Annotated in this window: 11 protein-coding genes and 1 pseudogene; 3 read left to right on the top strand and 9 right to left on the bottom strand. The window is 32.6% G+C overall.

Translation table 11 applies throughout. From position 1 onward, the window contains the following. Positions 1-56: 56 nt before the first annotated feature. From Q4Q35_RS00195 to Q4Q35_RS00165, 8 genes and pseudogenes are all read right to left on the bottom strand, one after another. The gene (locus tag Q4Q35_RS00195; RefSeq protein ID WP_303275901.1) at positions 57-2,579 is read right to left on the bottom strand and encodes a PIG-L family deacetylase; all 2,523 of its coding nucleotides are present in this window, start codon (positions 2,577-2,579) and stop codon (positions 57-59) included. A gap of 96 nt (positions 2,580-2,675) precedes the next feature. Next, positions 2,676-2,993 (bottom strand): annotated as a pseudogene (locus Q4Q35_RS00190) (mechanosensitive ion channel domain-containing protein); the annotation flags it as partial. A 67-nt stretch (positions 2,994-3,060) separates the two neighbouring features. Continuing rightward, on the bottom strand, positions 3,061-3,144 hold the full coding sequence (locus Q4Q35_RS22335; RefSeq protein ID WP_367892723.1) for a hypothetical protein: 84 nt from the start codon (positions 3,142-3,144) through the stop codon (positions 3,061-3,063). A gap of 91 nt (positions 3,145-3,235) precedes the next feature. Beyond that, entirely contained in the window at positions 3,236-4,189 is a 954-nt protein-coding gene (locus Q4Q35_RS00185) for a septum formation inhibitor Maf (protein ID WP_303275899.1), read from the bottom strand. A 31-nt stretch (positions 4,190-4,220) separates the two neighbouring features. Next, positions 4,221-4,814: a Maf-like protein gene (locus Q4Q35_RS00180; RefSeq protein WP_303275898.1), complete on the bottom strand. Its 594-nt coding sequence runs from the start codon at positions 4,812-4,814 to the stop codon at positions 4,221-4,223. Between the two features lie 142 nt (positions 4,815-4,956). Then, the gene (locus Q4Q35_RS00175) at positions 4,957-5,871 is read right to left on the bottom strand and encodes a geranylgeranylglycerol-phosphate geranylgeranyltransferase (protein WP_303275897.1); all 915 of its coding nucleotides are present in this window, start codon (positions 5,869-5,871) and stop codon (positions 4,957-4,959) included. Positions 5,872-6,312: 441 nt separating this feature from the next. Then, the gene (locus tag Q4Q35_RS00170; RefSeq protein ID WP_303275896.1) at positions 6,313-6,843 is read right to left on the bottom strand and encodes a KdsC family phosphatase; all 531 of its coding nucleotides are present in this window, start codon (positions 6,841-6,843) and stop codon (positions 6,313-6,315) included. Next, positions 6,824-7,591 carry a Rossmann-like and DUF2520 domain-containing protein gene (locus Q4Q35_RS00165; protein WP_303275895.1) on the bottom strand — a complete coding sequence of 256 codons (768 nt, stop codon included), beginning with the start codon at positions 7,589-7,591 and terminating at the stop codon, positions 6,824-6,826. The genes Q4Q35_RS00170 and Q4Q35_RS00165 overlap by 20 nt, the downstream gene beginning before the upstream one ends. Positions 7,592-7,968: 377 nt before the next feature. Between Q4Q35_RS00165 and Q4Q35_RS00160 the strand changes: the two genes are divergently transcribed. From Q4Q35_RS00160 to Q4Q35_RS00150, 3 genes are all read left to right on the top strand, one after another. Continuing rightward, the gene (locus tag Q4Q35_RS00160) at positions 7,969-8,358 is read left to right on the top strand and encodes a group III truncated hemoglobin (RefSeq protein WP_303275894.1); all 390 of its coding nucleotides are present in this window, start codon (positions 7,969-7,971) and stop codon (positions 8,356-8,358) included. Between the two features lie 220 nt (positions 8,359-8,578). Continuing rightward, the gene (locus Q4Q35_RS00155) at positions 8,579-11,764 is read left to right on the top strand and encodes a cytochrome c biogenesis protein (protein WP_303275893.1); all 3,186 of its coding nucleotides are present in this window, start codon (positions 8,579-8,581) and stop codon (positions 11,762-11,764) included. Positions 11,765-11,773: 9 nt separating this feature from the next. After that, complete coding sequence (locus tag Q4Q35_RS00150; protein ID WP_303275892.1) at positions 11,774-11,932, top strand: hypothetical protein; 159 nt, start codon at positions 11,774-11,776, stop codon at positions 11,930-11,932. 208 nt (positions 11,933-12,140) lie between these two features. Here the strand turns inward: Q4Q35_RS00150 and Q4Q35_RS00145 are convergent, their stop codons facing one another. Next, positions 12,141-12,815 carry an HAD family hydrolase gene (locus tag Q4Q35_RS00145; protein WP_303275891.1) on the bottom strand — a complete coding sequence of 225 codons (675 nt, stop codon included), beginning with the start codon at positions 12,813-12,815 and terminating at the stop codon, positions 12,141-12,143. Between the last annotated feature and the right edge of the window lie 193 nt (positions 12,816-13,008).

Raw genomic sequence — 13,008 nt, 5'->3', positions numbered from 1 at the left:
TACAATAGAATAAAGTTTGAGCCAAGGTTGTTTAGGTTGCTTTTCATCTACCATAACTAATTATTTAATGTCTTTTTTTGTTTCAAATCTTCTTTCCCAATAGATAGCATATTAGCAAATAATCGGTAAGCTCCGGAAACACCTTCTGGAAATTCTCTAAAAAAGCTTAAACCAGTATATATATAATGCCCTTTACCATGTTTAGCAACTAATAAACTACCATCTTTTGGGGATTCATTTTTATCATTTATAGATAGAATAGGCGTGAATTCTTCAGACCACTCATTTGGAAAATATAACCCGCGTTCTTGTGTCCAACCTTTAAAATCCTGTTGTGTTATTTTATTTGGATAATTTAACAATTCATGTTGCGGATTTAAAAACCGGACTTCAGCATTTTCATCGGTAACACGGTCTCTTGATAATTTTAAATGGTATGGTGCAAGTTTGTTTGTCTTGAGCCTACGATTCGTATTATATTGTACAATCATGTTACCTCCTTTGGCTACAAAATCAAATAATATTTCTTGTTTAAATTGCAAAGCTTCTACGGTATTATAAGCTCTTATACCTAAAACTATGGCATCGAAACGACTTAGCATTTCAGGGTTAATGTCTTCTGGTTTAATAGTTAATACATGATACCCAATTTGCTTTAAGCTTTCAGGAACTACATCACCAGCACCAGCTATATATCCAATGTTTTTGCCTTTCTTTTTAATATCTAAGCGAACCACTTTGCTTTCACTAGGAAGTAAAACCGTTTGAAAAGGAATGTGTTCGTAATCTATTTCAATGAGTTCTTTTGAGTACTTTTTATTATTAATATGTACCATAGGGGCAACATAGCCTTCACTTTGACTTTTTGGCGGAATTACAGTGAAAATAAGTGTTTGCTCTTCACCTTTATGTATAATATTTACTTTTTGTTTTTTAGGATATACGCTCCAGTCATTTGGATGGCGTAATTCTACATAACCGTCTAAATTATCTCGCCCAGCCTTTACAGTTACAGCAATATCTCGTTGGTCATTGTTTTCAAAAATAATAACCTTTTCGGCCATTTTAGCAGAAACTTCAGGGATTATTTCGAACGGCCGATACAATTCTCCTTTATCTGGTTTTGAAAATCGTTGAATGATGTGCTTGGTAAATGTTATAGGAACATTATTAATAAGTAAGTTAAAATCAACATTAAATATTCTGGGAGTTTCTGGTAGGCCAATATATTTTTCATCGGCTTTATACATTCCTAAAGATCCTTTTTCAGTAAGCCAATAAGGTGTCGTTGGCAGCACTGTATTATCGATTTCCATAACTTCTTTAAAAGAAAATTTAACATTGTTTTTTAAAGAGATATTTTTTGAAATGTTAATGCCTCCTGTATGATTAAAACTTACTAAAGAGATAGGTGTACTACTTCTATTAAGAACTTCTATATTTAAGTTCATAGATTCGTTTTGTGTTGCCCAATTAGTTTCAGCGGAAGCTTCTAAATACAGACCAGCACACATTTCTATGATAGCTTTTAGTTCTTTTGTTTTTTGAACTTTCCATTGGTCGTCTTCAATGTTTTGAAGTAATTGATAGGCTTCAATGAGCTGTGGTATATGCTCTGAGGGGTTTTTAAAGTTGAAATTATTTTCAACGGTGTATAAAATATCTCCAATAGCTTTGCCACCCGTAACACGATTCCAGGAAGTATCTATACCAGCAAAAATGTTTTCATTATTCTTTAGTGGTTCTCCTTTTAAAAATTCTATATATTCATTTTGTGAACCTCGTTGTGCTAAACGTCCAAAACCTTGACATAAATGTTGACTACTGGCTAGAGATGCTACTTCGTTATTGGATAACCCTTTTAAAGGGTAGTATACACCAATATCGAAATGAACCATATTGCTTTTATCTGCTTTCTCAAATTTTTCCCGACTGCCATAAAACCACCAACCGGTATTAAAAAATAAGCGTTTGGGTTGCCACAGACTAGTTTGTTTTAGCTGATTTGGATAGGCAGATTCGGCATTGGCTAAATCGAAAGCCTCAAAACTTAGCATAGCAGAACTAGTATGATGCCCGTGTGTGGTTCCGGGTGTTCTATGATCGAATCGATTAATAATGATGTCCGGCTTAAATTTTCTAATGGCTAAAACCACATCACTTAAAACCGTTTCTTTATCCCAAATATTAAGAGTTTCATCAGGGTGTTTTGAATAACCAAAGTCGTTAGCTCTGGTAAAAAGCTGCTCTCCGCCATCAATACGCCTTGCTGCCAATAATTCTTGAGTTCGAATAACACCTAATAGCTCTCTAATTTCAGGGCCAATAAGGTTTTGTCCGCCATCACCTCGTGTAAGCGATAAATATGCAGTTCGTGCTTTTACATGGTTGGACATGTAAGATATTAAGCGGGTATTTTCATCATCTGGGTGTGCTGCGATATATAAAACAGAACCTAAAAAATTAAGTTTTTGAATAGATTCGTATATCTCTGAAGATGAAGGCTTTTTTGGTTTTTGGGCGTATGAAAAAGAAAATAAAACGAGTAATATTAATACGCAGGGTATCCTTTTTTGCATGATTGTTTAGTTAACTAAAAACCAAATATAGCAAAGTAAAATGCCTAAAAGATGGGTTTTAATGTTTCTTTAACTTATGTAAGTGTGATTTAACTATTACTTATCGAAAGCATCTTTTTCTATAAGAGTTACGGCTTTTTGCAAGAGCATATTATTAGGATAAGTTACCAGATTCCCATTATCTGTTCTTAAATGAATTTGAAAGGATCTTATATCTTCTATAATAGCTGTTATTTCAAGTTCTTTATCATGAATTTTAATTTTATCGCCAATTTTATATGGGAAGGAAAAAAATAGTATAATGCCCGAAGTAACATTGCTTAATATAGACCAACTGGCAAATAACGCAAGACCTATAACGGCAAAGACAGATGAAAAAACAACAACTAAATCGTCGATGTTAACGCCAAATATAAAAGCGATGATAAGTAATGTAATAAGGAAAAGACTCACCGAAAAATAGCGCGCCACTATTTTTGCTCTACTTGTGAAGATTTTTTTTGATTTTCCAATAGCACGGACTATGATTCCTATGATAAGTTGAAGAACAAAAAAAACAACTAATACTATAGTAGAGTTTATTATTTTGTCTTGATGTAAGGAGAAATAGTCTGACATATCACTATAATTTTAGATATGCTTCAAAGATAAAATAACTATTTCAATTGAAGTTCTTTTCTTAAAATTTCGTCTTTATTATGATTCTTTCTCCAATAAGCCGATTTTATAGTTTTTAATTTTGTTGCTTTAGTAGTTAATTCTTTAGCTTTAGGACCAAAACCGCTTTTAAACGTTTCTTCCCAGCCTAATATATCGAAAGGAAAATTAGGAGTGAAATTAATAACTAATGTTCTATTTAAGTTAGGATAATGTAGGGTATAGCTACCATTCATTAAAGAAGCTTTGGCTTTATACGCTTTTATAGGAAGATGTCTTAATCTGTTATATTCAAAAGAAGGAATAATTTCTAAATCTCCAGTTGGCAACGATTTAGGGTCTATACGTAATTGTGTCCATAATTCATTCTCTAAAATGGCTTTATCTAAGTTAAAACGTTTATCGGCTTCGCCCTCAAAATAAGAATGCGACATGATCTCGAATTGCTCTTTGTTGTTAAGTTGAGAATATACGTGTCCGCACCATTCTTGCATAGAACTGGATATTTTTATAGCATGCTTATTATTAGAAACAGGGTAAAAGGTACTTTGCATTATGGAATACGGATAAATACCAGTATTGAAGTTTTTAGTAGCATTTAATTTTAAAACAGGAATATTGTCTGCATTTTGTTTGTCTGCTTTTACTTGAGTATCTGGCAGGAAATCTTCTGTAACATATATTAAAACGGCATGACCGTTTCTTATTTCGCCATAACGGGCTTGTTCTAATTTGTATGACGATATTTCTGCTTCACCAGCATACCAATAGTCTTTAAAATTTTTAGAAAGTTCGTTTTTATTAAATGGTTTTTCTATTGTAAAATGTGTTTCCCATTTTTCTGTTTTTTCTGCAATATCTTTAGCCTTAGTGTTTTTTTGGCATGAAGACATGAATGTTAGAAGACCAATAGTACACCAAAAAAGCCCCCTTGTTTTAAGAATCTTTTTCATTTTAAATAAATTTTAAGCTAAAGTTACAAACTTAAGATGCGTCTGCAATAGCATTTAACGTTTTGTAAACAAGATGAGTGGGTAAGCCCATAACATTAAAATAGGAACCTTCTAGTTTAGTGACGCCAATTTGACCTATCCATTCCTGAATACCATAAGCACCTGCTTTATCAAAGGGTTTACAAGTATTTATATAGTATTCAATTTCAGCATCGGTTAAGTTTTTGAAACTTACTTTGGTAATGGCATGCAATGTTTTTTCAAAAGATTTTGTTGTAAAGCAAACAGAAGTTATAACTTCATGAGTTGTATTACTCAAAGATTTTAAAATAGAAAAAGCTTCCTGTTTGTCTCTGGGTTTTCCTAAAGCTTCATTATTGTGCCAAACAATAGTGTCACTGGTAATAAGAATATCATTATCCTTAAGTTCTTTTTTAAAGGAAAGAGCTTTTAATTGAGCAAGGTAGTTGCTAATTTCAAAATGTGTTAAACGTGGCGGATATTCTTCTTTTACCGGCTTTAGAATAATCTCAAAATCTAAACCTAAATTTTTGAAAAACTCTTGTCTTCTGGGAGAACCGGAAGCTAAAATAATACGGTGGTTTTTTAGTTTTTCGTTAAGCATGTTTTTAGTATTCAGTGTTCAGTGTTCAGTGTTCAGTGTTCAGTTTGCAGTAGCAGTGTTCAGTATCAGTTTAACTTTGCGTCTTTGCGTCTTAGCGAGAAAAAACTCCAACTTAAACCTTCATATTTCCAACCCCTAACTTCTAACTATTAAAAGTAAAAGTATAAAGCAGTAAAGACAACATCCCAAAAAGCATCACTAATTTAAGCATGTTACTAATATGATGGTAATCTTTTTTTGTTTTAGCACCAGCAATCTTAATACTTATATACAGTAGCGGACCAATTATAAACAATAAAAAGTAAATAACAGCCATTTGATTTTTATACAACGAATCAATCGTATAATAAGCAATAAGAAAAAGTGGTACAAGCGATAAAACAAATAATATTTTAGTAGCACGTTCTCTGCCAATTACGATAGGTAGCGTTTTCATCCCGGCTTTATGGTCGCCATCAATATCTTCAATGTCTTTAGTTATTTCTCGTAATAAATTAATGATGAAAGCAAATATGGCATAATCGAAAATAATTTTAAAAAAGAATAGTTGTAATGATTGATTATTAGGGGTGATAGATGGTAGTAATTCAAAAACACCAACAATAACAATACTCAATGCTACTAATACTGAAATAATAATATTACCTATTAAAAATAGTTGTTTTAAATAAGTAGCATACACATAAAGTAAAGCAGAAATAACAACAAAAATGGAAAAGAATGGATTTTTTCCAACCAGATACGATATGTAGAAACCTATACCAACTCCCATAACATTAAAAGCAATAAATAAATTATATGCTGTTTTCTCTGAAATGGATTTACCCACAATTAATTTATCTGGTTTGTTTATAGCATCAGTTTCCACATCATAGATATCATTAATAATATTTCCTGCAGCAGCAATAAAAATAGTTGCGAGGATTAGAAGAGTGATACCTAAGGGGCTTAAGCTTATTTGAGCACCAAATGGCTCTAAAAATGCATATTTAATAAGTAATTGCACAAGGGCAATCATGAGTAAATTTTTCCAGCGGATAAGGTTTAAGAAATTCAATGTGTAAAATGTACTTTTTGTTTATATTCTTGACATGAAACTGTCAATTAATAATTTGATTAATAAAAGGACGAGGGAAAATACAAAAATGAATACAATAATAGTCTTTTGCTTTCTGATTTTTTCATCTTTTCTAATCTTATTTTTTATGATTTCTTTTTCCGATTTGGTTAAACTTTTATGAGAAAAATTGAGTTGAAAGTGTAAATGTGTTTCTTGATCTAATTTTTCTTTAAGAACAGAAAATGGTTTGTTAGAATGCTGATTGAAAACACTTTGGTTATTCCCAAAGCCAATATAGCCAAACCCGGTGCTATGTCTTCTTTTTTTTCGCATTAAAGTATTTAGTGTTCAGTAAGTAGTGTTCAGTATTCAGTGTTCAGTAAACAGTAGCAGTGACCACTGAACACTACTTACTGACCACTGAACACTGATTATTTTTTAATCATACTTAGCCCCAAAATTACCATTCCATTTCTCTTGTACCTTAAGGACTTGTTCAATAACGTCGCGAACGGCTCCTTTTCCACCTTTTTTATGTGAAATGTATTTTGATATATTTTTTATTTCAGGAACAGCATCCTGTGGACAGCAAGGTAAACCAATACGTTGCATTACTGGGAAATCAGGAATATCGTCACCCATATAAAGGACATTTTCAGATTTAATATCATTGTTGTTAAGATATTCATCTAATTGTTCAATTTTGTTATGAGCACCTAAATAGATATTAGAAATTCCTAATCCTTGTAAACGCTTGCGAACTCCTTCGTTGGAACCTCCAGAAATAATACAAACATTATATCCCATATCGACAGCCGTTTTTAAAGCGTAACCATCTTTAATGTTCATTTTACGTAACATCTCGCCAGATGATGTTACGGTTACCGTACCATCAGTTAAAACACCATCAACATCGAAAATAAATGTCGTAATATGCTCTAAGTATTCTTTATAACTTTTTTCTACCATGTGTACGTTGTATAGAAGTGGTTAATAATTGATAAATATCTTTATGATGTTGATCTTCTAAAAGTTTTAAATGCTTATTCATCGTATTTTTATCATTGCGTTTAGCAGGTCCCGTTTGTGCTTTAAAAGGAGACAGATCCTGTACTTTTTTAGCAGTTTCCAGAATAAGAGGTTTTAAAAGATCGAATTCAGCACTTTGGCTTTCAGTAATTTCATGTCCTATTCTATAAAGCTGATTTGTGAAGTTATTTACAAAAACAGCCGCTAAATGCAATACTTTACGTTGATCGCTATTAACCTTTTTTGTAGGGCTACCAATAGCTAAAGCCAAATTTTTTATAACAGGATAGCTTTTTTTGTCGATAGTTTCAATACAAATTGGCACATGAGCAAAATCTATTTCAGCATCTTTACTAAAGGTTTGCAACGGGTAAAACACACCGCGTTTGTGTTTTTTGTCAATATCGTAAACATTAACACTGCCAGAAGTATGTAAAACTAATCTGTTTTCAAAAGGAAGCTGAGATGAAAGCTCAGCAATAGCATCGTCACTTACCGCCAAAATATAAACATCGGCATCTTTAATTAATGACAAATCATCAATAATTTCAACATCGTTTTTATAAGAATTAATAGCGTCTATACGCCTGCTGTACCACTGATTTACAACAATATCATCTGCTGTGCTAAAAGCCTTGAATAAGTGAGTTGCAACATTACCCGAACCTAAAATCACTACTGAAATCATATTGCTAAAATACTAACGAATTACGAATTACGAATTATGAATTCCGATTTTTTAGTCTAACTTCAATGATTAAATTTTTGTGTCTTTTTATCTTTGCGTCTCTGCGTCTTTACGAGAAAAAAAAGTATTCAGTGTTCAGTAGCAGTTAGCAGTCGTAGGTTCTTTAACTCTCTTTACGTCATAATTAGAATGATCTTATCTTCCATTTTCAATCCCTTAGCGTCTCTGCGTCTTTGCGAGAAAAAATAAGTATTCAGTTTTGCAATTATAGGTTTTTACTCCCCTTACGTATTAACTAGAATGATCTCATCTTTCATTTTTAATCATTTTGCGACTTTACGTCTCACAAATTAATAAATAGTCTAACTTTGTTTTCTATGAATAAAAAAGACATTAAATCCAGAGACGACGTGTTTTTATTAGTGTCATCATTTTACGATAAAGTAAGAAAGGATACCGTTTTAGCACCCTTTTTTAATGATGTTATTAAAGATTGGGATGACCACCTAGAGCGATTAACAACCTTTTGGGAATCGAGTTTGTTTTTAAAGACTAAATATTTAGGAAACCCTTTAGAAGCACATATTAAAGTTGATAAAGAAAATAACCATAGTATTTCACAATCACATTTTGGACTCTGGTTGAATTTATGGTTTGAAACTGTTGATGAACTTTTTGAAGGCGATTATGCCGAAAATGCAAAAAGGCGTGCCAGAAAAATGAGTACGTTTTTATATTTAAAGATATTTGAAGCAAGGGTGGGTTAGTATTCAGTGTTCAGTGTTCGGTTTGCGGTAATCGGTTCATGGTTTTTGCATATCGAGTTAGTCATTTCTATAAATGTATTTAACTTGGCGTCTCTGCGTCTTAGCGAGCATAAATCAAATAGAACCCATATTTATCATTCATCTTTTTTTTTCAATACTTTAACACTACAAAATAAACATAAATGCCTAAATTTGCAGCTCCTTAAAAAGGGTTCTCATTATGCAAAATAAACTCGCCAACATTCTCTTTTCAACTCGTCTTACTGCTATTTTATTTATTGTTTTTGCAGCAGCCATGGCAACAGGTACATTTTTAGATGTAGGACAAGAAACATCGCCGACACCTTATACCAGAAATTTAATTTATAATGCGCGGTGGTTTGAAGCCATTATGGTGTTTTTTGTAATAAATTTTACGGGCAATATTTTTAGATTCCGATTGTATAAAAAAGAAAAGTGGGCCACGCTTATTTTACATCTATCCTTTATTTTAATTTTGTTTGGCGCTTTTATTACCAGATATACAGGCTTTGAAGGTATGATGCCTATTAGAGAAGGTGCTACAGAAAACACATTCTTATCCAGAGATACTTATGTAACAACACAAATTGTTGGTGATTATGAAATAGACGGACAATTACAACAACGTTATATAGAAAGCAAAGTTGATTTTTCAGGACGATTAGATAACGATTTTAAAATTAAAACCGACTACGATAAACAACCGGTTATTATCGAATTAGAAAAATTTATAGTAGGAGCTGAAGAAGATATTGTTCCAAATGAAAATGGAGAAGCCTATTTAAAAATAGTTGAAGCAGGAGTAAATGGTCCACATAATCACTTTTTAAAAGAAGGACAGGTACAAAGTATCCATAATATTTTATTTTCCCTTAATAAACCAACCGATGGTGCCATAAATATTACACATAATAAAGGTGAACTTACTATTGAATCTCCTTTTGAGGGTGAGTACATGACTATGGCAACCAGAGCACAAGGAAAATTAATAAAAGATAGTATACAACCTTTAATACTACGTTCGCGCTATGTGATAGGTAATATGCAAATGGTATTTCCAAAACCAGTTGTTAAAGGTGTTTTTGATGTTGTACAAAAATCACAGCTTTTAAAAAACGATACCGATGGAGCTGTATTTAAAGTAACAGCAAATGGAGAAACAAAGTCTGTAGGCGTATTGGGCGGACAGGGCATTAATGGAAATTATAAACAGGTTACCATTGGTGGCCTGGATTTCGCATTAAAATATGGAGCAAAAGAATTAGAGCTGCCCTTTAATATAAAATTAAATGATTTTGAAGCAGAACGCTATCCTGGAACTGAAAAAGGATATTCTGCGTATTCTAGTCAAATAACGGTTTTAGATGAAAAAGAAGGTGATTACGATTATAAAATTTTCATGAACAACATTTTAGATCATGGTGGCTATCGTTTCTTCCAATCTGGGTTTGATCCAGATGAGAAAGGAACCATTCTTTCTGTAAATCATGATTATTGGGGCTCTTTAATAACTTATATTGGTTATTTCCTTCTTTATTTTGGGATGATGGCTATTTTGTTTGTTAAAGATTCTCGTTTTGGGTATTTAAAAAAGCAACTAGATAAGATTAAATCTAAAAAAGCAAAATTACTTACGGTTATTGTGTTATGTTTTGGATTGAATGCTTTTTCTCAGGAACACTCACCGAATGATGGTCATGACCATTCAAAGCCTGCAAAAGCACAAATAGATTCTATTTTAAAGGTAAACATAGTTCCAAAAGCACATGCTGAGGAATTTGGACATATGGTCATTCAGGATCTTGATGGGCGTATGAAGCCTGTAAATACTTATGCTTCTGAAATGCTTCGTAAAGTAAGTAGTCGTGATAACTATGAAGGTTTTAGTGCAGACCAGGTATTCTTATCAATACAGGAAAGCCCTATGCTTTGGTATAACGTACCTATTATTTATTTAGAGCTCAAAAAAGCAGATTCAATTCGCCGTATTATTGGAATAGAAAAAACTGAAAAATATGCAACGTTAGCTGATTTCTTTACAGAGAGAGGTGATTATAAATTGGATGCTTATATTAATGAAGCTTCTAGCACATTGACTCCTAATGCTTTTCAAAAACAATTCATTAAAGTGCATCAGCGTGTTAATTTACTATATGCTACTATTGACGGTGCTTCATTAAAAATATTTCCTATTCCTGATGATGACAATAATAAATGGATTTCAGCTTCGGAATATGGAAGAGAGCGAATTAAGATTAAAGACTCTCTTTACGGCAATTTTGTTAATAATGGTTTTAGAGTCTATCTCTATACATTAAATAATGCGAAACAATCAGGCGATTTTTCTGAAGCATCAAAGCTATTAGCTGCCTTCAAAAAGACACAGCATCAATATGGTGCTGAGGTGATGCTAAGCGATGAGAAAGTGAATACCGAAATCACTTATAATAAATACGATATTTTTAAAAAGCTCTATTTATTTTATTTGCTATTTGGCATTATTATGTTTGTTGCCTTAATTTTTCAAATACTTAAAGATAAAAGTAAGTTTGTAAATAAAACGGTTAGTGTTTTTAGATGGCTTGTTATTGCTGTATTCATTATCCATACTTTAGGCTTGATAGCTCGGTGGTATATATCCGGGCATGCGCCTTGGTTAGATACATACGAAACTATGTTGTATGTATCATGGTCTACTATGTTCTTTGGCTTAGGCTTTGGTAGAAAAAGTGACTTAACAATAGCTTCTACTACGTTTGTCGTTGCTGTAATTTTATTATTTGCTCATAAAAACTGGTTAGACCCAGCTATCGCAAATTTACAACCAGTGTTGAAAAGTTATTGGTCAATGATTCATGTTTCTGTAATCGTAGCAGGTTATGGCCCTTTTATTTTAGGTATGATATTAGGAATAGTATCCCTATTCTTAATGATATTTACTAAAGAAAGAAACAAAGAAAAAATGTTGCTTAATATTCAAGAGCTTACTACAGTTACAGAAATGGCTTTAACTGTAGGTTTAATTATGTTTACCATCGGTAACTTTTTAGGAGGTATGTGGGCAAATGAAAGTTGGGGACGTTACTGGGGTTGGGATCCTAAAGAAACTTGGGCGCTTATTAGTATTATGATTTATGCCTTTGTTATACATATGCGTTTAATTCCTGGGCTTCGAGGGCGTTGGTTCTTTAATTTAATGTCTATTATAGCAATATCGACTGTTTTAATGACGTATTTTGGGGTGAATTTTTACCTTGCCGGATTACATTCTTATGCAAGTGGAGATCAGGTGCTTAGTTTTAAAATGATTGGAGTTGCCTGCGTATTAATTGCTCTGTTAGGATTTTTCTCTTATAAAGGCTATGCTAAACATTATAAGAAATAAGTTTGCATTATGGCAAAGAAGGGGCATGATAAAAACACCAAAAACAAGGCGAAACATGCTAAACTAATGGCCCGGAATAAAAATAAAAAGCGAACCGAAGAAATATTAAGAAAGGAACGCTTAAAAGCGATTATTCAAAAAGCAACGTCGCAAAATAATGACGATTAATAGAGACTGTTTAAAGTATTTAACTTGATATAAACAATTGCTTGATTATTATTTTAACGCTCTTATAGAGTTGTTTGTCATTTCGACAGTTCCGATAGCTATCGGAAGAAGAATGAACGACGAGAAATCCTATTAATTATGAGATTCCTCCTCATACTTCGTTCGGAATGATAAGTAATATTTAATAGTAGAGTCAATTGATTTGTAATCAATTGCTTATAGGTTTTTGTGTTAAGTTATTTATCTTACTAAACGCAATGTCCTTAAAATCTTTTATAACCATATCTGCTTTACTATAATCCTGGTTTTTAGAGTGAAAACTATCAAAGCCTACGCAAAAGATGCGGGCAGCTTTGGCGGCTTCAATACCATTGGTAGAGTCTTCAATAACCATACATTCATTAGTGCTAAATCCAGAAGCTTCAGCGGCTTTAATAAAAATTTCAGGATGCGGTTTAGAGGCTTTTAAATCACCACCACTTAATTTAGCAACAAAATATTGATCTAAATCAAAACGCTCAAAAATCCGATTGATATTTGGCATGCTGGCAGACGATGCCAAAACTAAGGTCAGACCATTGCGATGATAGTCTTTTATTAAATCCAAAACACCATCGATGAGTGTTAGGCCGGAATTACTTTCAAAAAAACGCTTGTAATGTTTTCGTTTTAATGCCACTAAGGTTTCCGGAGTTTCGGTAAGATTGAAATGCTCACATAAACGTTTGCAAATGTTGATAGTAGATTGTCCGGTAAACGATTCGTATAGTGTATCGGAAACGTCAATACCTACTTCATCAAACATATCATGGTATGCCTTGTTGTGCATGGGTTCGCTATCAATAATAACTCCATCCATGTCGAAAATAACGGCTTTTAGCATTTTTATTTTTTTTGCGAAGATATTGTATTTTACTTTATTGGTTTTTTTAGGGTTTAATCGAAAAGAATTCCTCGAGGCTCTGCCTCGGGGTTTCCGTTGAAATTGTCATTCCCGTGAAAACGGGAATCTAAATACAGAATTTCGGTTTTTGACCTTTTTAGGTCAAAATGAAACCAGCGAAATACCTCTATGG

It is taken from the genome of Flavivirga aquimarina (genome assembly GCF_030540835.1).
Classification (GTDB): Bacteria; Bacteroidota; Bacteroidia; order Flavobacteriales; family Flavobacteriaceae; genus Flavivirga; species Flavivirga aquimarina.
This window is presented reverse-complemented; position numbering and strand designations above follow the sequence as displayed.